Here is a 20,779-nt window from a genome sequence, read left to right as displayed (position 1 = left end):
GGCTTATTTATAGTCATCTTAGACAGATACAAAAAAAAGCCATTCTTGTATTCAAAAATTAAACTACAGAAAATACTGTATATTTAGTAACAAAATATTTATCTTAAGGATTAGTTAATACTTGCTAGCAAGATTATGACGTTAAATTCTAGTATGAAAATTTAATCAAAATTAGCATAGTTACGAGATACGGTAAGTTTACGGTATTTACACATCTTAAATTTTCGCAGACAACCTTAACTGAATTCTCTGTGAGAGTGGAACTAATACTGTTCGGTTAAGGAAAGACGCGATAAATCGCCGTCTCTACAAAGGACTAATTATTGTAGAGATGGCGATTTATCGCGTCTTTGGATCTTATTTTCTAAGCACTCAAGCCTTTACTACAATATTTTTTACCTCTCCTCAAGCAGGATGAAAATAATCGTAAATTTCTTGAGCCAAACGCGGCCCGATTCCTGGAACCTCAGCAAGTTGTGGGGTTGTTGCTTGGCGAATATAATCAACTGAGCGAAAATGCCCTAGTAGCTGCTTTTGTCGATGATGTCCTAAGCCAGGAATTTCATCTAAACGCGATCGCTTTAATTTATCACTGCGTTGCTGACGATGGAAAGTCACTGCAAACCGATGCGCTTCATCCCGTAGCCGACGCAACAACTGTACCCCTGGTTGTTCTGCATCAGTTGTCAAGGGTTTAGATTCACCTGGTAAAAAAATCTCTTCTCGCTGCTTCGCTAAACTCACAACTCGCAAGTCTTCTAATAAATTCATCTCTTGCAAAACGGCGATAACCGATGATAGCTGACCTTTACCACCATCAATCATGATTAAATCAGGCCAATCTGGATTACCCAAACGTGTTAGTTGCGGATCTTCCCCATATTTGCGGAAGCGTCGCCCAATGACTTCAGCAAGACTAGCAAAATCATCCGAATGTCCCGCCGTCACCGTGGGATTTTTAATTTTGTAGTGGCGATAATGCTGTTTGGCGGGTAAACCGTCGATAAACACAACTTGCGAAGCTACAGCATTTGACCCTTGAATATGGGAAATGTCATAACCTTCAATGCGGTGAGGTACATCTGGTAAATCGAGGATGGTGGCTAAATCTTGCATTGCTTGGTGATTGCGATCGCCAAATTTTTGCATTCTTTGCAATTCATACTGGGCATTTCGCTCTACCATCTCAATTAATTCTGCCTTAGTTTGCCGCAAAGGAGTCAAAATCGTGACTTTTTTACCTTTACGTTGAGTTAAGACATCGGCCAATATGTCCGCATCTGGTAAATCATGCTGTACCAGGATTTCTAAGGGTATTTCCACTGAGTCCGCAGTTTGGTAATGTTCCTCCAAAGCTCGTTGTAAAATAGCTCCTGGTTCTGCATGAGCATCCGCTACAAAAGCTAAACGCCCTACCAATTGCCCAGCGCGAATCTGGAATAGTTGAATACAAGCGTGTTCTTCGTTGGCTGCCAGTGCGATCGCATCCCGCGAGACTGTATCATCTGGTAAGGATACTTTTTGGTCGGCTGTCAGCGACTTTAGCCCAGAAATTTGATCGCGAATCCGTGCTGCTGACTCAAAATTCAAGTTCTCAGCGGCGGCGTTCATCTGTTGGGTCAGAATATCAATTAGTTCCTGAGTTCGCCCTTGGAACACCATCGCTATCTTTTGGACAATTTTGCGATATTCTTCTGGTGAAATCATCTGTTGACACACACCAGGACAACGCCCTAAATCAAAATTCAAGCAAGGGCGGTCTTTAAAAAGTGGTTGAGGTCGTTGTCGCTGGGGAAAGATACGCTTGCAGATACGGACAATTTCTCGCAATAAACCAGAATCAGTATAAGGCCCGTAAAATTTATCCTTTTCTTTGCCGAATTGACGTTTACGGGTAATAAAAATTCGCGGATAATCTTCTGACCAAGTAATGCAGAGATAGGGATATTTTTTATCATCTTTGAGCAGCACGTTGAAGTATGGCTGGTGCTGCTTGATCAAATTGGCTTCTAGCGCTAAAGCTTCGGCTTCAGTATCAGTAACGATGAATTCAATTTCTGTCACCAACTTGACCATCGTAGCGATGCGTTCAGTCTTGTTGTAGCCATCGCGGAAATAAGAACGGACACGCGATCGCAACTTCCGTGACTTACCTATATATATAATGCGATCGCTCTTATCCCGCATAAAATAAACCCCCGGTTCCGGTGGAATTTCGGCTAAACGATTTTCCAGTCGTTCCGGCTCTTTAACCAGTGGTAGTATTTGAGTAGATATTGTCACAATCAAAATTAGGTAATCTTTCTCTATTTTAAGAAAAATTCTTTTTTCGTGCCGATTTCACAGAGTAATTATCAAGTAAATATAAAGTAAGTAGGCTTTTAGTCTATAAATGCTTCAGTGGCGATACGAGTTCTCCAACAGAGTACCCGCAGGTGGCTTGATTTATGACTCAGTACAACATGGTTTAAATCCAGCCACTATTTCAATTAAAAAGACTTGAGATAAAATCCACTTTTTAAAGGTAAGTAGCTTCCACCACAGTTTACTAGATGCCTTGCTGCACACATCACAACTTTGGAGCAGATAAGAGTTTATCTAGCCACGATCTTAGTTTTCATCTACTATTGTTAGAATCAAAATTTGGCTTTTTGGATCTATAATTAATCTTTTAATAAGATAGACTATATTTTATTATTTAAAACTTTATTTGACTGAATTAATTAACTTCATATATATTTAGTTAAAATCAATAACAGTTCAAGTCTTTGCTTATATAAATGTCAGATAAGCAAATCATTAACATACAATAAGTTTGATTGAAATTTAGACTTATAATATTAAGCGATTTAACGGATTTAGGAAGCTAAATCTACGAATATGATTAAAAATATAGTTATGATAATAATTTAAAGTAAAAGTTAAACTATGAACATACAAGATTTTGAAGCGCAGTACCGTGAAGCTATGGCTGAAACCCTCAATGAGCTACAAACCACAGTTTTGTTGTTAGCACAGGTACAAAATAATATTTCAAAAATTGGTAGTTCCATACAAAATATTAGTCAGCAGGTTGAAGAGTTTATTGCAGACCAAAAAGCCGAATAAAGATACGCCAAGTAAAAACTTTATCTATGGTGACAAGTCAACTCTTCTTCGATTGTAAGTATAAGATCCTTTAGTTTGAGAGGTTTGACAAAATATCGTCGTGCCCCTAAACTCAAAGCTAGTTCTTGATCTGCTTTAAAAGCAAAAGCTGAAACCACAATGATAGGTATTTTTGACAAATCAGGTTTTTGTTGGACTTGTTTTAAGAGCGAATAACCGTCAATATCTGGCAGCTTCAAGTCCAATAACATCAAATCTGGTTTAAATTTATCTATAGTCGAGAAAAAAGCAGAGCCTTCAGATAAGCTTTGAACATCGTACCCACAGTAACTTAAATAGTCACTGAGTAACAACCTATTGAGATAATGGTCTTCAACTAGCAAAATTCGTCTAACTTTGTGTGACCGCAATGGCTGATCTATATTGAAGAATTGTACTGTCATTGCTACCTGTTATCCGATTAAGTTAAATAAAAACCAACAATTATTACCATAAACTAAAACGGTAGTACATTAAAACTGTAAAATTAATAGAGAATTGACTTATATCATCTAGTCAAACAGATTAATAAATTCAATTTAGCTGCACTCCAATATATAATAATAGTATGCTTAAAGATAATATTAATCAAATATTAAGCTTTTCTTTACTAGTTTTTTACAATTTATAGTTTTAAATAAAAGACTGATTATAAAAGCCAGCTTACCAATTTTCGTAAGTGAAATTACTTAAGTAATCCTACAAGTAATAATAGGCTAGCTATTATTTCTAGAAATGGTTGAATCTGTATTTGAGGATAAATAATGCCATTGTACGAAATTGCTGTTATTGCTACGTTGGTCAGGATGTAAATATATAGGCCCTGATAAAAGATTCATTTTCTGCAAAAATTATTAGAAATCCCATAACCCAATACGGTTCAAAGGACTACTGGTATTTTGGGTTTTTGAGACGCGAGAAATCGGCATCTCTACAAGTGTTTTGGTCTTATCTGAACTGTATTGTCCCATAACCTACAAAATTAAATTATTCGATTGCTGGAAAAAAGTATTCATAAAAAAAGGAGCTAACCGCTCCTTACTTATTTGTAGTTTTGAACTCGCAATCTTCTTAAATAGATGCTTTTTTAAATTTGCGTTGGGTAGCAAACACACCAGCAACGCCCAACAGACCAAGCATTACTGATGGTTCTGGTACTGCTGCGGGAGGTACACCCTTGATGGTGACTTCATAGTTGCCACTATGGGATATACCATCAGTTTTTTCAACTAAATGAGAATCGCTAGCTTTAAAGCTATACAGGTAGTCAGTCTTACCGTCATAAGTGTATTTGACTAATTCACTTGCTTGTAATGGAGATGTAAATAATTTAGACAGCTGAGATGGCAGCCCTGGAAATAGAAGGGGTTTCGCATCTAAGTGACCTGCTAAACCAATACTGATTAAGCCACTAGCGTCATCTTGATTGACATAGGAGATATTTGGGTCACTAAAGCGTTGAAATCCACCACTTGCAAGAAAGCCGGTAAACAAAGTCTGTTGAGTATAGCCTAACTTAGTAAGTAAAGTACTAGTGATGCCATTCTCACTTAAAACCTTACTAAACCAAGTGTTAGCTAAATTACTTACCCCATACGTTGTAGTTGTTTTACCGATTCCAAACCAATCATCTGAAGTAAGGCTGCTTAGAGTCAGCGTTTTCCCACCGATTGTACCTGTCAAGCTGGTGTTTTTGGTAAAATCAAAACCCTTTAATTCACTGCTAGCTCGTAGCTCCACATTTCCAGTGGGGCTGGCGGCGTTACCACTTAGAACTTTTTGTACATCATTGGCGCTAGGCTTTTCTACTTTGAAGGTATTTTTAGCATCGGAATCATAGACGTAATAATCACTGGCTGCTGTGCCACCAATAGTAGCGCCTGTAAGCGTGCCAGCTTGTGCTGGTACAGTAGCGATCGCGCTCACACCAATAGCCATTGAAGCACCAATTACAAGTTTCTGAAAAGTCATTTTCATTTTTTCAAGTCTCTGTCAGTTTGGAAGTTAAGTTTTAAACTATTGCCGTTTATAGGCTTGGGCTGTCTTGACTAAAGGCTTTTTGGTAATGTGACGGCATGAAAACGCCAACGTGCCTTGTTAGCCATCTTTGGTAGCTGAACGTACAAACCCACTTTAAGAGACGGGGAGACCTGATTGGGTAAAGTTACTTCCGGTTATCAATAAAAATATGACGAATATTTCTAGATATTTTTCCGTTTAATTACATAGTTTTATGTATATTATCAATGCTAAAAATTACAACACCATTCTTTTAAGCTCAGTATAATACGGTCATTTATAGGGACGCACAGCTGTGCGTCTTTGCTGCGTCTTCTATCCATAGACTTTGCCGCAAAAAATGGCTGGGGTTGAGTTTGAGAAGAAATTTAATGAAGGAATTGGGCAATTCTTTCCACAGCAGTTTCTAACAAAGGTGGTTCATGCACCAAGGCAAAACGGACATAGCCTTCCCCAGATTTGCCAAAGCCAGCACCAGGTGAAGCAGCTACACCAGTTTGTTTAACTAACTGGGTACAAAATTCTATGGAGTTTTGACTCCAAGGTGAGGGTAATTTTGCCCAGATGTACATTGTGGCTTTGGGAGTAGGAACATTCCAGCCAATGGAATGTAAAGCACTGATGAAAGCATCACGGCGCTGCTGGAAGGTAGCGACAGCAGATTTTACCCCGGTTTGAGGGCCAGTTAGGGCTGCGATCGCTCCATTCAAAATCCCCCGATACTGATTAAAATCAACGGCGGCTTTTACTTGGCGTAAGGCGTTAATTAACTCAGCATTACCGATGGCGTAGCCAATACGGAAGCCGCCCATATTGTAGGACTTGGAAAGGGTGAAAAATTCAATGGAGACGCTTTTCTCTGGATCGGCTTGCAGGATAGAGGGGACTAGGGACTGGGAATTAGGAATTGGGGATTGGGAAGAATTCATTGCCCAATCTCCATCCCCAAAGACTAAATCTACATAGGGAAAATCGTGAACCAGGGCGAGATTGTGTTGTTGACAGAAGGCGACAGCTTCTTGGAAGAAAGAGAAAGGAGCGATCGCGGAGGTGGGATTATGAGGATAACTTAATACCATCATCCGCGACTGAGCTAAGACTGGGGTGGGAATATCAGCAAAAACTGGTAAAAAAGCGTTTTCTGCCCGTAATGGCATTGGGTAGATTTGACCGCTAGCTAGATAGACTCCACCCGCATGAGAGGGATAACCCGGATCGAGCAACAGGGCAAAATCCCCGGGATTGAGTAATGCTAGGGGTAAATGGGCTGTACCCTCTTGAGAACCAATTAGAGGTAGTACCTCAGTTTGGGGATCTACCTTGATGCCAAATTTTTGTTCGTACCAGTTGGCTGCGGCTTCACGAAACCCAAAAGTACCGTTAAATAAAAGATAGCCGTGGGTACTGCGATCATGGAGAGATTGGGCGATCGCTTCGATGACGTGTGCCTCGGCTGGTAAATCAGAAGACCCCAACGACAAATCTATTACTTGCTGTCCAGAGGCCAAAGCGATCGCCTTGGCTCTGTCCATATCAGCAAATACATTCGATTGTAGGGGTTGTAAACGCTTTGCAAATTGCATATTAGTCATTTGTCATTAGTCATTTGTCATTAGTCATTTGCTATGGACTATTGACTAATTACTATTTAAGTGCGTATCTAAGAGTTCGAGTAATTTATCTTTGCCGATAACTCCCTCAGTCGAAATTAAAACTTCCTGGCCTTGAAATAGTCTCAGAGCCGGAACACCTTCCACTTGATACTGCTTAACAGTAAGTGGGTTGGGGTCAATTTCCATTTTCACGACTTTGAGGCGATCGCTATATTGGGTAGCAGCTGAGTTAATCATGGGGGACATCAATTGACAAGGCCCACACCAAGAAGCCCAAAAGTAAACTAATACAGGCTGTTCAGCTTTTAACACTTCTGTTTCAAACTCAGCATCAGTTATGGTGATTACAGCCTTACTCATTACAGTCTCCATCAGGTGGCGATCAAAGTTGGCACACACAATACTTTATCCCAAAGTCGTCAATAGTCCATAATCAATAATTCATAGTTATTTTGATTCTTAACTATTGACTCATGATGTAAAATCCCACAACCAACAGGCGTGGGACTAGCTTAAAATTTGTTTTCTAGCAATTTTATAATTGATCCAATTGCTTGCGTAGAGAATCCAACTCGGCATCAACCACTTCATTAGACTTAGCAGGAGTGGTTTCTTGCTGCGGTGGTAGTTGTGCTTGAGTTACTGGAGTCGCGGGTGGTAGCATTTGCGCTTTCAAAGCTGCCAATTCATCATCAACATCGCTACTACCTTCCAAGCGGGCAAATTGGCTTTCTAAATCAGCACCTGCTAATTCTCCAGCAGACTGGGCGCGAGCTTCTTGCATCAAGACTTTTTCTTCCATCCGCTCGAAGGCAGACATTGCACTGCTGGTATTCATCCCACTGACCATGTTTTGAAGTTGCTCTTGGGCCTTAGCAGTGGTGATTCTGGCTCTGAGCATTTCTTTCTTGGTTTTAGCCTCAGAAATCTTGCTTTCTAGCTGGATTAAGTTGCGCTTGAGGGTTTCAACTTGAGTGCTTTGGGTATCTAAACTAGCTTTGAGGGCGGTGCTGGTGTCCGTATAAGTTTTCTTCCGCTCTAGGGCTTGCCGTGCTAAGTTCTCATCACCTTTTTGTAGGGCTAGCTGGGCATTGCGTTGCCATTTGTTGATTTCATTTTGGGCATCATTATACTGTTTCTCACTGCGTTTTTGGGCGGCGATCGCTTGGGCTACTCCCTGACGCAGCTGTACCAAGTCTTCCTGCATTTCCAGGATGGCTTGTTCTAGCATTTTTTCGGGGTCTTCGGCTTTGTTAACCAGGTCGTTGAGGTTAGAACTAACTACTCGCTTAATGCGATCGAATAATCCCATAACTTTGTTTTTCCTTGTTTGGTTTACGCTTTTTGTCGGACAGTCAGCTTTTTTACTTTTTAATAGCTACCTATTTCAATGTAATCTTTCCGGCTGGGATCAGTACCTTATAACAACTCTTAATTGTTAGGATATCTCTAAAGTAGAGTAATTAGCCGAACTTCAAGAGTCTTGAGTTTTGGGTAACTGTTGTTGAGGAGGCTGTACTGTGTTCTGCTTTTCCTCGCTAAGCAGATTGTTGTGCTGTGTGTTTTCTACCTGATTTAAAACCTGTACCTTCATGGCGGCTAATTCAGTATCCACATTATTAGTAGATTCCAAGGAAGTAAATTGTGTTTCCAAGTCGTCGCTACCGAGTTGGGCAATTGCTTCTGATTTAGCTTCTATTTGCAAAACTTTTTCTTCCATACGCTCAAAGGCGCTCAGACTGCTGGTAGCAGAAACTCCCCCAAGCATTTCCTGGAGGCGAGAAGATGCTTCAGCAGAACGGGCGCGAGCAATATACATATCTTTTTTTGTCTTCGCCTCGGAGATTTTTAACTCTAGCGATCGCATATCCTTTTTTAGCCTAGCAACTATATCGTTTTGCTGCTCTATCTGGGAAAAAAGGGCTGTAGTAGTTTCTTTGTAAGCTTGGCGCTTAGTCAAAGCTTCGCGTGCCAGAGGTTCATTGCCTTGTTGTAAGGCCAGTTGGGCGCGGCGATACCATTCTTCTGTTTGAGAGTTGGCAGCAGCCGCCTGTCGCTCAGTACGTTTTTGGGTAGCGATCGCTTGTGCTACACCCTGTCGCAACCGCACCAGATTTTCCTGCATCTCCAAGACAGTTTGCTCTAGAATCTTTTCTGGATCTTCTGCACCTGCGATCGAACTATTGAGATTAGCGCGAATCACCCGCAGAATACGGTTGATTAATTCCATATTGGCTCTCCATTCACGAAACTCAATGCTGTTAGCGGTAGCGCGGCGTTCAGCCCGTGCCTAGTTAAAATCCTGAGTATAATAATTTTTGTCTTAGGCGTAGTTTTGAACTACTGAATGCCCAGTTAGAGTCCTGAGTATAATAATTTTTGTCGGAGGATCGTAAACAAGCAAGATTTTGTCTCTACTATTGGGCACTCAGGACTCTAATCTCATGGTATCCTAGATTTTTGCAACTTATGGCTACTGAACCCTAGCCTTAATTCCCTTTGACTCTAATAGTTGCATCTGTTTTTGTACTTGCTCTTTAGTCTTAAAAGCACCGAGATAAATCAACTCTTTGTTGGGTGATAAATAAGCATCGGGAATTATTTGCCGTGCTGAAGCATAAGCTGCACCTTTATTATCTATTACTACATGATAAAAGCCATCTGTTCCTCGTTTGATTTCTGCATTCGGACTTGGTGAGGTTGCGATTGGTTTAGGTGAGGTTTTTACCGTTGAAGTGGGAGGTAAATTCAAAAGAGGCAAGGGTTGTACCCTTGGTACTGGTGCTGCGATCGGATTTATCGGTTTTTGGGCTGTGTTGGGGGCAGATAATGCCGCTTGAGGATTATTTGCAGGGTTTTGGGGAACAACTGGATTAGGCGCTACTGAGAGGCTTGGCTGGACTTTGGGCTGTAAACCAACTAAATCGTTAGGATCTCTCACATCAGGAAACTCTTGGGCAGCTAAATTGGGATACTTGGGTATAGATGTACTTGGTGGCTCGATTTTAGGTTGGACATTACTCCCAACTTCTTCAGTATTTTCTGGTGCGGGAGGTGAATTTCCGTTAAACAACTTGCCTAAATTCCACTGCGGCAAGCCTTTGGGATTGAATACTACATAACCCAAGGTAAGACTTGCTAGCAGTAGCAGCAACATCGAGCCGATACCTAAAGGTGATAGCAGACTGTCACTAGAATTGCTTGCTTTCTTGGTTTCTGGTTGTTCTTCTGTGAGACTTCGCAGCAGTGCTTCACTAGATTCAAGATAGTCATCTGGGTGTTTAGGGGTGTCATCTGGCTGCAAAAGATTTTCACTCTTAGTATTTTTAACGATTGCTGCCACGATGCTGCTACTAAAGTTAGGTGGCGGTGGTGGAAGTTGAGTTTGTGTTTTAGCAGCATCAGGGGTGGAGGGTACACTGAGATTATTTAGTTCTTCAGTATTTACCGTAGCTGACACTGGGTTCATCTCAGGATTCACAGCTACAAAAGATGCTGGTGGTAAGTCAATTTGGGCTGTAGCCGGCGCTGGGGTTCCCTGATGATTCACGGGTACAGATACGGGCGGCACGTTAGTTTTCACGTCCGTTACTGATGACTGAGTTGTGCCCAATGTTGTAGGAATGGCAGCCAACGACTGAGTTTGATTGCTCATGTAACTTGTAACACGGCGCTGATTCGATGACCACAAACTATTTCGTGTGCGTCGGTATCGAGCTAACTCTTGATCTAGTGGTACTTCTAAACTTGCTAATGCTGCTGCTAGTGCTGGTTTCAATCCAGGTGTTTTAGACGATTGAGTACCAGAATCGTTCAGGGGATTTTGAGTCATTGCCTCTGTGCCTCAAGCGTAGATTGTTGGAATTAACTTTATATTTGTGACAATAGTAGCGAAAATTATTTAAATAGATAGATTGGGAATTGGGAATTGGGAATTGGGTATGGTTATTCTCCTTATCTCCCCCACTTTAAACAGACGCGATAAATCGCGTCTCTACTCGCACCTTTTGTACAGACGCGATTCATCGCGTCTCCTCACTCAGCACTTTGAATGATGTCGTTAAAATCAATTAATGATATTTTGGGCGTTTTAGAAAAGCAGGCTAAATGGCAGGAGCAACCATTTCAACGTTTGCTCAAGTGTTGGGCAGAAGTTGTTGGGCCAGTCGTTGCGGCAAATACTCGACCATTGTCGCTTCAACGCGATGTTTTGTCGGTAGCAACTTCTAGTGCTGCTTGGTCGCAAAACCTGACTTTTAGCCGCACGTCTTTGCTTTTAAAGTTGAATAAAAAGCTGCCAAAGCCTTTGGTTGATATTCGTTTCTCTACTGCTGGCTGGCAAATACCATCTGTGGAGAAAAAACAGCAACAAACGGTTTTGCCCCATGAGCATCCTAGTTACCTTGGTGATGAGGTTAGCAGCCCTGAAGTTGCACCCGCCAAGGATGTAAATGCTGCTTTTGGGCATTGGACAAAGATTATGCGATCGCGATCGCATGGCTTACCCCTTTGTCCTCAATGTGAATCTCCCACTCCACCCGGTGAACTCCAGCGCTGGGGAGTCTGTTCTGTCTGTGCTGCTAAACAGTTTTAAAGCAAGTCAGTTTTGAGCTAAATTCAAAGCAAATAGTTCAGGGATTATTCCTTGAGCAGAATTTATCTCAAAGTAATTTGCTGCGGCTATCTAGAGAAGTTCTAATTCTTGAGAAAATATATGTTTTACAGGTAGAATATACCAAACGTGGTACATAACCCAGGCTATTTATCTGAAATAATATGCCTTTAGCTATCCTTAAGGAGGAAGTTAAAAGGTTAGATAAATCAAAAGCTTTACTTTTACTCTTGATCCCTAATAAGTTTTAGCCAATATCTATAGGTAATCACTCTCCAAATTATTTAAAAATATAACAAGATTATAAAAATATCCTAAAGTTTATTTTTTCGTCGGGATCGCTGAAACCTATAGAAAATAATGGTTTTTTGGCTTTTATACGTCTTTATATATAGAAGCAAAATATAAAGATGAAATTCAGCCAGAAACGGCACTAAAGATGAATCCAAATGAAACCTATTAAATTTTCAGCATCTGCCTGTAAATATTGCCGTCATTATCAGCCAGAAGGCCGCCGTGGTGGAACGTGTCAGCAGCTAGGAGCGCCAGTTCAAGCAACTTGGAAGGCTTGCTCCTTGGCGCTCCCACCTTTTGCACCTTCTTGGGAAACCTTGGAAGATGCTTGGACTTTGCCAGATGCAGCACCAGTTTTAGCTTGTTCTAATCCCCTACCTTCAGATTTAGATCGTGCTACTCTTGCCCCTGTAGAAGAAATAACTGCCTCTGTATATTCTCAAGAGGCTAAGACTGAAGCAGTGTTTATTTAGTTATCAATTATTACTGAACCGATTTTGTAGTTTGCTGAAGATAAGATTTGTTTTTAAAATATTTAGTGCCATAAATGTTGACATTTACAAAAATCGCACCCTTAATAAAGGGTGCGATTTTTGCAATTCTAAGGTAGCCAAGGAAAAGAGCGAAAATCTGGTGGACGCTTTTCGAGGAAGGCTTGTTTGCCTTCAGACCCTTCTTCTGTCATGTAATAGAGTAGAGTGGCATTGCCAGCGAGTTCTTGTAAACCAGCTTGTCCATCACAATCAGCGTTGAAGGCGGCTTTGAGACACCGAATTGCGATCGGACTTTTCTCTAAAATCTCCTGCGCCCATTGAATCCCTTCCGCTTCTAGTTGTTCGACTGGGACGACACAATTAATTAAACCCATTTCTAGCGCTTGTTGTGCATCATATTGGCGGCAGAGAAACCAAATTTCTCTAGCCTTTTTTTGTCCTACAATGCGGGCGAGATAGCTGGCTCCAAAGCCACCGTCGAAACTGCCGACTTTCGGGCCAGTCTGTCCGAAAATGGCATTATCAGCGGCGATGGTAAGGTCGCAAATTAAGTGTAGAACGTGTCCACCACCGATCGCATATCCCGCTACTAAAGCAATTACAACTTTCGGCATGGAACGAATCAGGCGTTGTAAATCCAGCACATTCAAGCGAGGGATGCCAGTATCATCCACATAACCCGCGTGTCCTCGCACGCTTTGATCGCCACCAGAACAGAAAGCATATTTGCCATCAGTGTGTGGGCCATAGCCAGTAAATAGGACAACACCAATAGTAGTATCTTCACGAGCATTACAGAAAGCGTCATACAGTTCAAATACTGTTTCAGGACGAAATGCATTGCGTTTGTGGGGACGGTTGATGGTGATTTTTGCAATGCCATCGGTTTTTTGATACAGGATGTCTTCGTAGGTTTTGGCAGTTTGCCAGTTAATTTGCATTGGTATGGAGTGCGCTGTGGTGCTTGAGAATTTTATCGCGGACGTAGGGACATGCGATACCTGCGGTGGGCTACGCCTACGCTGAAATTGCTGTTTCAAAGCTTTACAATCTGGTAATCGTCTGGATGCTGAGGAATAAAAATGCGACGTGACACCATCTTCTATAAATTATTTAAGCAATTTCCAGGTTTGCTGTTTGAATTAGTAGATGAACCACCCCCAGAAGCGGAAAAGTACCAGTTTGAATCAGTTGAAGTGAAAGAAACCGCATTTCGGATTGATGGAGTGTTTTTACCTCCTGCTGATGCAGTTTCCAAAACCGTCTTTTTTGCTGAGGTTCAGTTTCAGAAGGACGAAGACTTATATCACCGCTTCTTCAGCGAATTGTTTTTGTTTCTCTACCGCAACTCTATTCGTTACGATGACTGGTTTGGGGTCATAATTTTTGCTTCTCGCAGTCTGGAACCTTCTTCCTCTTCGATTCACCGCGCTTTGTTGGAAAGTGGTCAAGTCAGGCGGGTTTATCTGGATGAGTTGGGAGATTTGCGAGAACAACCTTTGGGATTAGGTTTGATGTTGCTGACAAATGTTACTTCTGAAACAGAAGCAATGGAAGGGGCGCGGTTTTTGTTGGAGCAAGCACGGCAACAGTCGGAGCAAGCGATAATTGATTTAGTGACGACGATTATCGTCTACAAGTTTTCTAACCTAAGTCGAGAGGAGATTGCAACGATGTTGGGACTAAATTTGGAAGAACCACGGGCTATTCTGGAAGCCAAGGAAGAGGGGCGAGAGGAAGGACGAGAGGAAGGCGAAAGAACGATCGTTTTACGACTATTAAATCGGCGTGTAGGTAATATTCCTGATGCGCTTCTATCACAGATTCAAGAATTATCGGTGGAACAGTTGGAAGCTTTAGGTGATGCTTTGTTGGATTTCTCTACTCTTGCTGATTTGGAAAGGTGGTTACAAGGTGAAGTAAGCGGGTAAGTTTCATGTAGAGGAGAAGGCGATACCTGCGGTGGGCTACGCCTACGCACCTGATAAAATTCTCATAGCTACAAATCTGAGGCTAGAAGACACGCGGGTATATTCAGGAAGCGGTGGAAGAGTGCGATCGCTTGTCCTCCGAAAATTAAAACGGAGATTTTGATTTTTTTGCGATCGCGGACTTGGAAGGGTGCTTACAACCTCAACCAACAGAGTAAATTTTACGCAGACAAGAAGAGCGATCGCTCATTCTGCTTTTTCTGTCAGTTCATCAATTTTATACAATGATCTGGGCAAACTAAAAATGGACAAGTGATTAACTTTGAATAAAAAACTATGGGTATTTTACAAATGTCCCTTATGACATTATACAGTGAATTAGAAAATATTCTTCGTCAACAAATATTAGATAGTTATCCTTTCGATTGGTCAGAAGATTACATTACTAGAAAAATAGCTTTTGAATATAGAAAACTATTTCGTGATATTCAAATAAATGGTTTAACTCCATTGCCAATCAAGATTAATTCAGCAGCATATAAGTTTACTGGAAAATCTGAAACTAAATTTGGTGACATAGGGCTTATTGTAAGAATTACGCATCCTGGTAGCCATTATTTTGAGGGAGTTACTTCTCTCGAAGCAAAAATAAGACATAAAAACAAGAGAAAATTTCAAGAGATTAAAGGTAAACAACTTAATATAATTAGCAACAACGTTCAATATCCTATGCTATTACTATATGATAATCAATATATTGAAAAATTTCATGACTATTCATTTTTTCCTTCAACTGCAAAACAAAATCATGCAGTAGTTGTCCTATCCACATAGTAGAATCAATTATTAGAGACAAAGATCCAAACTATCTGGGTCAAGATAAAGATCATAAGAAGTTTCCAATAGATGCAAATAGCATATATAAATATTCTGTTCCATTAGCTTATCAAATAATATTTAGATATTTTCGAGGCTTAGATTTAGATTTTAACCAACATTTAATCCAGTGTATAAAAGGTATAAAAGGTTATAAATCTGAATATTCCCTTGATCAACAAGAAAGGAATTTGCCTCACTATCTTTTGCTGGTATCGGTAAGCTACGGAGATTCTGAGAGTAGTACAGAGTTTGATGTTAATAGGAACATTTATCAAGAAATAATATCCTCAGAACCAGACGAGGAATTCCAATTCTAAGGTTATTAATACCAAAAGCATCTCACCTAGTAACCATATTTTATGTATCGCAATTAAATCAACTTTAATAGAATGCTTCATATTGCAATATCTGCGGCAAAATTTAGTAAATTATCTTGTCGCCACTTAGCATCAGCTTTGCGATTTGTCCGCACCTCCAAAACCCGAATTCCCTTAGTTGGAAGTGGGTTTAATTTTTGCCGCAACTGTTGCCAAGAAGTAATCAATTCATGCTGCACATTATAAGTAGCACATAACTGAGCAAAATCAATATCCTGGGGTGTGCCAAAAAACTCTTCAAATGGTGGATCAAATTTAGCAATAGGTAACATTTCAAAAATCCCACCACCATTATTGTTTATTAATACAATCGTGAGATGCCCAACAAACTTATTTTTAATTAAAAAACCATTGGTGTCATGTAACAGTGCTAAATCTCCGGTCAACATCACACTACTTTGCTGGCGATGGGCAATTCCTAAAGCTGTGGATAGTGTGCCATCAATGCCATTTGCACCCCGGTTAAAGTGCGATCGCACTCCTAAATTATTCGGCTTCCAGAAATACTCCACATCCCGCACAGGCATACTATTGCTAATAAATAGTGGCGTTCCGGGCGGTAAAATCTGAGAAATTAACCAAGCTGCTTTACTCTCAATTATTTCATCTATCTGCCCCATCGTCTGGTCAACAGCTAACCTAACCTGAGCTTCTGCATCACACCATTTCTTTCCATAGTCTGAGGATAAAGATAAATTTTTCTCTTCTACCTTTATGTCTTCCACAGATATCCGCAAATGCGTCGTCCTTCCATGCAAAGGGTCAAGGTTTTGATCGCTGTTGTCAATTACCCAGCGTCGCGGTTGCGTTGCATCTATCCAGGTACGCAGTTCTTTACTCGTAGGCATTTCTCCCACCTGAATCACCATTTCGGGTGCTAGTTGCTTTGCTAGTTGCTGATTTCGCAAAATCAAGTCATAAGTGGAAATTAAATAAGGGTTGAGTTCGGCATAATTTCTGACTGGGGAAAGTCCCTCAGCTAGAACTGGCCATTTGAGAGTTTGGGAAAGATGCGCGATCGCCTTACAATATTCTTCTGGTTGCTGTGGTTGGGCAACACCTGCAATAATAATGCCGCGATCGCATTCTTTCCATTGTTGGGGAATGGGGAATTGGGAATGGGTAATGGGGCATGGGTTTGTTATTCCTGCGAAAAAGTCTTCTGGGTGAAACTGCGATCGCAAATGACTCAAGTCAATTCCATCAGGAAGAGGCGCTAAGGGATCGCGAAAGGGAATATTCAAATGTACTGGCCCCTTCGTAGAAGTTTGCGCCCTTTCCCAGCTATGAATTACTGTTTGTCGCAGATAAGCTAGCATTCCCATGTCAGGGGAGGGTAAGGCTAACTCTGTTTGCCAATTCGGGTAGTTTCCATATAATCGCAATTGGTCTATAGTTTGCCCTGAGTGACAATCTCGTAATTCTGGCGGTCTATCGGTGGTTAATATCAATAGTGGTACGCGACTATATGAGGCTTCAATAACTGCTGAATAAAAATTTGCTCCTGCTGTACCAGAGGTACAAACTAGTACCACAGGTAGTCCGGTTGCTTTCGCTTGTCCCAAAGCGAAAAAGGCGGCGGAACGTTCATCGAGAATAGAAATTGCTTCAATTTCAGGTGCTTGTTGAGCAAAAGCCACTGCTAAAGGTGTAGAACGCGATCCAGGGCAAATGATGGCACAAGTCAATCCCAACCGCTTTAGCGTCTCTGTTAAAATGTAAGCCCAAAGTTGATTAACATTCCTAAAGGCGATCGGCATTAAATCAAACATAGTTATAAAACAATCTGAAATTTTAGATTTTGTCTAGGGAAATTTAATTTAAAATCCATCTGGGAAAGTTTGGTGAAAAGAAGTTTGAGGGAGGGAAGCCGATCCTCGACACTTTGGAATCACCTTTGTCTAAGGATGGGTTGCAAACTACCCCTCACAAATGCGGTGATGGAACCCAACACCGCCATGCAAGTTTGGAGAAAAGAACATCTCCAAACAAACTTGCTCCACTTTCTACAAAATGCCCAATTTGCTTTCAAACTTTTATGGACTGCATTCATTTAACGGGAATTCGCTGCTATGGCTACACTGGGTATTTACCAGAAGAACAGGTGCTAGGACAATGGTTTGAGGTGGATGTGAGGTTATGGTTGGATATCTCCACGGCGGCCAAGACTGACGCGATCGAAGACACTTTAGATTATCGCAGCGTCATTAGCTTGATACAACATCTAGTCAAAACGTCTAAGTTTGCTTTAATTGAGAAATTGGTAGCAACGATCGCAGATTCTATTCTCCAAGAGTGCGATCGTGTAACAAAAGTCCAAGTCATTCTGAGCAAACCTGCCGCACCTATCCCAGACTTTGGTGGCAAAATTAGCATTGAACTGACAAAAACTAAGTCCAATCTCTAAAGCAAAAAACGTGTTTTTTATCCCAATATCTATAAGCTAGCAAAAAAAAGGGGGTTTATATGGAGCGTGAAAGTATCTCACAAAGAGAATCTTTTCTGCCATTGCCCCCAGAAAACGCTTGTTATCAAAAAACTAAAAAATAACGTGATTTGCAGATGAGCATTTAATTTACATATTTTAATTTTGGATTAAGCGTTAATCAAAAACAATCAATATTTCTAAGCGGATATCTGAAAATATTTCTGTATACATATCATTCTTAGAGGGTGTTTTAAAAATTTTTAGCGCTCTATTAAAAACTTATATTACGGCTCAATAAGACAGTTTCAGACGATAATTTGCGCTTTAGTTAAAATAAAAAATATTCTTGGATAAGCCTATATTCAACTCTTTAATTCTGAATTATGATTAATTTTTAGTAATATCTTAATGAGCAAATACTCTTCTGTTACATACAACAAACTATAATTAAACTTTTCAACTTAATTTCAAGTAATATGCTGTAATTCGATAGAATTTTATTCTTGATTAATTTTGGCATAAATACTATACTTATGTAATTATTTATTTAAAAATAATAATTACATGTTTTTGAAAATAGCTTTTTGATTGCTGGTTATTATATGGTAGTCTACATTTTATGTTAGTGGCATCATATTAACTGCATATAATCGTAATTAGCTTTGACAGGCGTAGAACTTATCAGAGGTTAATAATAAGTAAGTGGTTCAAATTAAATATAAAACCTCACCCTCAATCCGGCTTCCATCTCCAAAATATTGGAGAGGGATTGAGGATGAGGTTTGATCTTATATTGAATTCCGATTACCTACTTATGATGCTACTTGCTCACAAATAAGCATTTTTACCAAACAATACTACAGAGTAGTAAAAGATTGTTTATGATAAAATTAGAAGTTTTATATAGAGTTGGCACTAACAACAAAATCTGAACCTTAGCAAACAGGTTGTTTTAACATGTTCGCCCATAAAATCCTAGTTGTTGAGGATGAAAAAATCATAGCCTCAAATATTAGAAATAGTCTACAAAAATTAGGTTATTCCGTTTCAGAAATAACTAAATCTGGTGAAGAAGCAATAAAAAAGGTAGCAGAAACTCATCCAAATTTAGTATTAATTGATATCTGCCTAGCTGGGGAAATTGACGGTTTACACGTAGCAGATATTATCCAGAATCACTTCCATGTGCCTGTAGTATATCTAACAGACTGTTCGGCAGAGTGTTCGGAATATAAAATATTACATAAAAATCAGTTAAGTGAGCCTTTTAGTTACATAGCCAAACCATTTATCGAAAGTGATTTACATTTTGCGGTTGAAATGGCTCTGTACAAACATCAGAGTAAGAAGATATTATACGAAGAAAAACAGAGGCTGACAGCAATTATTAATAGTATGGGCAGTGCAGTGATTGTGACTTATGCAAATGGTTGTATTCAAATGATGAATCCCAGAGCAGAACTAATCACTGGCTGGAAGCAAAGTGAAGCGTTTGGTAAAGATTTAGTAGAAGTAGTTAGCTTAGTTGACAAAGATGTAGAAGAAACAATTGGAAATTTAGCAGCAAATGTAATCGAAGCAGGTGAAATTTTGGATTTACCAGAAAACTGCACACTAATTACCAAAGATGGGAAAGAGATAGCGATTGGGGATAATGTTGCACCCATCCGCGATCGCAATGGTAATATTACAGGTGCAGTTTTAGTTTTTCAAGATATCACCAAACGCAAGCAGACAGAGGCGCAACTGATGCGTAATGCGTTTTATGATGGGCTGACAGCATTACCAAATCGTATTTTATTTCTAGATCGACTCAGACAAACAATTGAGCGTAGCAAACGTAGAAGCGATTATTATTTTGCAGTTTTATTTTTGGATTTAGATGGCTTCAAGGAGATTAACGATCGCTTCGGGCATGGAATAGGGGATGATTTTTTAGTAGCGATCGCTAGACGTTTAGAGTCGTGCTTGCGTGGTGGCGACACTGTAGCGCGATTTGGTGGTGATGAGTTTACAGTTCTTTTAGAGGATATTAAAGACATTACCGACGCTACCAATGTTGCTAAACGCATTCAAGAAGCTTTGCGATCGCCAATTAACCTCAATGGGTATGAATTATCTGCTACAGCTAGCATTGGTATTACTTGGAATTTTAGTAGTTATGAGGAGCCTGCAACTCTTTTACGAGATGCTGATATTGCTATGTACCGAGCTAAACGGCAGGGAAAAGCCAGTTATGCCATATTTAGCTAATTAGTCCTTTCTGCTGCCATTTTAATCAAATTATTCTGATTTTCTTCACAACGATCTCAATGTCATGGAAAAAACCGAAAAACAGAAAATGCTTGCAGGAGAATTATATCTGGCGGATGATCCACAATTGGCTGCCGAAAGTAAAAGAGCTAGTCGTCTGTTGCGAAAGTACAATTCTACAACTGAAGAACAGCAACACCAACGCCAGGAAATTTTGCAAGAGTTATTTGGAAAAATAGGTGACAAAGTATTAATTGTGCCACCTTTTCACTGTGACTATGGTAGTAATATTTTTGCTGGTGACAGATTGTATATGAACTATGGCTGTGTAATTTTAGACTGCAATACAGTTCATATTGGTGAAAATGTCTTATGCGCTCCTTATGTGCAAATTTATACTGCTTACCACCCAACAGAACCAGAAATTCGCCTTTCTGGGAGAGAATTAGCTGCCCCAATTAACATTGGTAATAATGTCTGGATTGGTGGCAGTGCAATTATTTGTCCAGGTGTAACTATTGGGGATAACACAACCATTGGTGCTGGCAGTGTAGTTGTCAAAGATATACCCAATAATGTTGTCGCTGCTGGTAATCCCTGCCGCGTCATTCGATATTTATAAGAAGAATTCAGAACTCAGGAGCGGAGCCGGAGACGCTCCGCCTCCGGTAAGAATGGGCTAAACCTTAGCTAATCGCTAATACCATTTCACTTTAAGGTTGATACAAATAG

General features: G+C 40.2%; 18 protein-coding genes. 8 read left to right on the top strand and 10 right to left on the bottom strand.

Going from position 1 to position 20,779, the window contains the following annotated elements; all coding sequences use genetic code 11:
- Positions 1-405: 405 nt before the first annotated feature.
- Complete coding sequence (gene uvrC, locus RMZ41_RS26985) at positions 406-2,283, bottom strand: excinuclease ABC subunit UvrC (protein WP_322644903.1); 1,878 nt, start codon at positions 2,281-2,283, stop codon at positions 406-408.
- A 645-nt stretch (positions 2,284-2,928) separates the two neighbouring features.
- Here uvrC and RMZ41_RS26980 point away from each other — a divergent pair.
- On the top strand, positions 2,929-3,108 hold the full coding sequence (locus tag RMZ41_RS26980; protein WP_322644902.1) for a hypothetical protein: 180 nt from the start codon (positions 2,929-2,931) through the stop codon (positions 3,106-3,108).
- A 20-nt stretch (positions 3,109-3,128) separates the two neighbouring features.
- Here RMZ41_RS26980 and RMZ41_RS26975 read toward each other — a convergent pair whose 3' ends face one another.
- From RMZ41_RS26975 to RMZ41_RS26945, 7 genes are all read right to left on the bottom strand, one after another.
- Positions 3,129-3,551, bottom strand: a complete 423-nt coding sequence (locus RMZ41_RS26975; RefSeq protein ID WP_322644901.1) for a response regulator — start codon at positions 3,549-3,551, stop codon at positions 3,129-3,131.
- A gap of 667 nt (positions 3,552-4,218) precedes the next feature.
- Positions 4,219-5,118 (bottom strand): NF038130 family PEP-CTERM protein, encoded by a 900-nt coding sequence (locus RMZ41_RS26970; protein WP_322644900.1) that lies wholly within the window; start codon positions 5,116-5,118, stop codon positions 4,219-4,221.
- A gap of 416 nt (positions 5,119-5,534) precedes the next feature.
- Positions 5,535-6,749 carry an LL-diaminopimelate aminotransferase gene (locus RMZ41_RS26965; RefSeq protein WP_322644935.1) on the bottom strand — a complete coding sequence of 405 codons (1,215 nt, stop codon included), beginning with the start codon at positions 6,747-6,749 and terminating at the stop codon, positions 5,535-5,537.
- A gap of 54 nt (positions 6,750-6,803) precedes the next feature.
- Positions 6,804-7,139 carry a thioredoxin family protein gene (locus RMZ41_RS26960; RefSeq protein ID WP_174713806.1) on the bottom strand — a complete coding sequence of 112 codons (336 nt, stop codon included), beginning with the start codon at positions 7,137-7,139 and terminating at the stop codon, positions 6,804-6,806.
- Between the two features lie 175 nt (positions 7,140-7,314).
- On the bottom strand, positions 7,315-8,091 hold the full coding sequence (locus RMZ41_RS26955) for a PspA/IM30 family protein (protein ID WP_174712453.1): 777 nt from the start codon (positions 8,089-8,091) through the stop codon (positions 7,315-7,317).
- Positions 8,092-8,253: 162 nt separating this feature from the next.
- Entirely contained in the window at positions 8,254-9,009 is a 756-nt protein-coding gene (locus RMZ41_RS26950; protein ID WP_322644899.1) for a PspA/IM30 family protein, read from the bottom strand.
- Between the two features lie 243 nt (positions 9,010-9,252).
- Positions 9,253-10,611, bottom strand: a complete 1,359-nt coding sequence (locus RMZ41_RS26945) for a hypothetical protein (protein WP_322644898.1) — start codon at positions 10,609-10,611, stop codon at positions 9,253-9,255.
- A gap of 222 nt (positions 10,612-10,833) precedes the next feature.
- Here RMZ41_RS26945 and RMZ41_RS26940 point away from each other — a divergent pair, with 222 nt between their 5' ends.
- Positions 10,834-11,373 (top strand): DUF721 domain-containing protein, encoded by a 540-nt coding sequence (locus RMZ41_RS26940; RefSeq protein WP_322644934.1) that lies wholly within the window; start codon positions 10,834-10,836, stop codon positions 11,371-11,373.
- Between the two features lie 467 nt (positions 11,374-11,840).
- The gene (locus RMZ41_RS26935) at positions 11,841-12,158 is read left to right on the top strand and encodes a hypothetical protein (RefSeq protein WP_322644897.1); all 318 of its coding nucleotides are present in this window, start codon (positions 11,841-11,843) and stop codon (positions 12,156-12,158) included.
- Between the two features lie 128 nt (positions 12,159-12,286).
- Here RMZ41_RS26935 and menB read toward each other — a convergent pair whose 3' ends face one another.
- Positions 12,287-13,120, bottom strand: coding sequence for a 1,4-dihydroxy-2-naphthoyl-CoA synthase (gene menB, locus RMZ41_RS26930; RefSeq protein WP_163936219.1), 834 nt, complete (start codon positions 13,118-13,120; stop codon positions 12,287-12,289).
- Between the two features lie 141 nt (positions 13,121-13,261).
- On the opposite strand from menB, the gene RMZ41_RS26925 reads away from it, so the two are divergent.
- Complete coding sequence (locus RMZ41_RS26925) at positions 13,262-14,110, top strand: Rpn family recombination-promoting nuclease/putative transposase (protein ID WP_322644896.1); 849 nt, start codon at positions 13,262-13,264, stop codon at positions 14,108-14,110.
- A gap of 336 nt (positions 14,111-14,446) precedes the next feature.
- Positions 14,447-14,944: a hypothetical protein gene (locus RMZ41_RS26920; protein WP_322644895.1), complete on the top strand. Its 498-nt coding sequence runs from the start codon at positions 14,447-14,449 to the stop codon at positions 14,942-14,944.
- A 439-nt stretch (positions 14,945-15,383) separates the two neighbouring features.
- Here the strand turns inward: RMZ41_RS26920 and menD are convergent, their stop codons facing one another.
- Positions 15,384-17,138, bottom strand: coding sequence for a 2-succinyl-5-enolpyruvyl-6-hydroxy-3-cyclohexene-1-carboxylic-acid synthase (gene menD, locus RMZ41_RS26915; protein WP_322644894.1), 1,755 nt, complete (start codon positions 17,136-17,138; stop codon positions 15,384-15,386).
- Between the two features lie 266 nt (positions 17,139-17,404).
- On the opposite strand from menD, the gene folB reads away from it, so the two are divergent.
- The 3 genes from folB to RMZ41_RS26900 all read left to right on the top strand — a co-directional run bounded on the left by folB (position 17,405) and on the right by RMZ41_RS26900 (position 20,669).
- The gene (folB, locus tag RMZ41_RS26910; protein WP_322644933.1) at positions 17,405-17,773 is read left to right on the top strand and encodes a dihydroneopterin aldolase; all 369 of its coding nucleotides are present in this window, start codon (positions 17,405-17,407) and stop codon (positions 17,771-17,773) included.
- Between the two features lie 978 nt (positions 17,774-18,751).
- Positions 18,752-20,047 (top strand): diguanylate cyclase domain-containing protein, encoded by a 1,296-nt coding sequence (locus RMZ41_RS26905; protein WP_322644893.1) that lies wholly within the window; start codon positions 18,752-18,754, stop codon positions 20,045-20,047.
- Between the two features lie 64 nt (positions 20,048-20,111).
- The gene (locus RMZ41_RS26900) at positions 20,112-20,669 is read left to right on the top strand and encodes a sugar O-acetyltransferase (protein WP_322644892.1); all 558 of its coding nucleotides are present in this window, start codon (positions 20,112-20,114) and stop codon (positions 20,667-20,669) included.
- Positions 20,670-20,779 lie beyond the last annotated feature (110 nt).

It is taken from the genome of Nostoc sp. DedVER02, assembly GCF_034530675.2.
Taxonomy (GTDB): domain Bacteria; phylum Cyanobacteriota; class Cyanobacteriia; order Cyanobacteriales; family Nostocaceae; genus Nostoc.
This window is presented reverse-complemented; position numbering and strand designations above follow the sequence as displayed.

Excerpts from the sequence above, each read along its gene's own strand:
- RMZ41_RS26905 (WP_322644893.1), top strand. The coding sequence starts at position 18,752 with ATGTTCGCCCATAAAATCCTAGTTGTTGAGGATGAAAAAATCATAGCC.
- menD (WP_322644894.1), bottom strand. The coding sequence starts at position 17,138 with ATGTTTGATTTAATGCCGATCGCCTTTAGGAATGTTAATCAACTTTGG.
- RMZ41_RS26960 (WP_174713806.1), bottom strand. The coding sequence starts at position 7,139 with ATGAGTAAGGCTGTAATCACCATAACTGATGCTGAGTTTGAAACAGAA.
- RMZ41_RS26955 (WP_174712453.1), bottom strand. The coding sequence starts at position 8,091 with ATGGGATTATTCGATCGCATTAAGCGAGTAGTTAGTTCTAACCTCAAC.
- RMZ41_RS26900 (WP_322644892.1), top strand. The coding sequence starts at position 20,112 with ATGGAAAAAACCGAAAAACAGAAAATGCTTGCAGGAGAATTATATCTG.
- RMZ41_RS26970 (WP_322644900.1), bottom strand. The coding sequence starts at position 5,118 with ATGACTTTTCAGAAACTTGTAATTGGTGCTTCAATGGCTATTGGTGTG.
- menB (WP_163936219.1), bottom strand. The coding sequence starts at position 13,120 with ATGCAAATTAACTGGCAAACTGCCAAAACCTACGAAGACATCCTGTAT.
- folB (WP_322644933.1), top strand. The coding sequence starts at position 17,405 with ATGGACTGCATTCATTTAACGGGAATTCGCTGCTATGGCTACACTGGG.
- RMZ41_RS26945 (WP_322644898.1), bottom strand. The coding sequence starts at position 10,611 with ATGACTCAAAATCCCCTGAACGATTCTGGTACTCAATCGTCTAAAACA.
- RMZ41_RS26920 (WP_322644895.1), top strand. The coding sequence starts at position 14,447 with ATGGGTATTTTACAAATGTCCCTTATGACATTATACAGTGAATTAGAA.
- RMZ41_RS26935 (WP_322644897.1), top strand. The coding sequence starts at position 11,841 with ATGAAACCTATTAAATTTTCAGCATCTGCCTGTAAATATTGCCGTCAT.
- RMZ41_RS26975 (WP_322644901.1), bottom strand. The coding sequence starts at position 3,551 with ATGACAGTACAATTCTTCAATATAGATCAGCCATTGCGGTCACACAAA.
- RMZ41_RS26950 (WP_322644899.1), bottom strand. The coding sequence starts at position 9,009 with ATGGAATTAATCAACCGTATTCTGCGGGTGATTCGCGCTAATCTCAAT.
- RMZ41_RS26980 (WP_322644902.1), top strand. The coding sequence starts at position 2,929 with ATGAACATACAAGATTTTGAAGCGCAGTACCGTGAAGCTATGGCTGAA.
- RMZ41_RS26925 (WP_322644896.1), top strand. The coding sequence starts at position 13,262 with ATGCGACGTGACACCATCTTCTATAAATTATTTAAGCAATTTCCAGGT.
- RMZ41_RS26965 (WP_322644935.1), bottom strand. The coding sequence starts at position 6,749 with ATGCAATTTGCAAAGCGTTTACAACCCCTACAATCGAATGTATTTGCT.
- RMZ41_RS26940 (WP_322644934.1), top strand. The coding sequence starts at position 10,834 with ATGTCGTTAAAATCAATTAATGATATTTTGGGCGTTTTAGAAAAGCAG.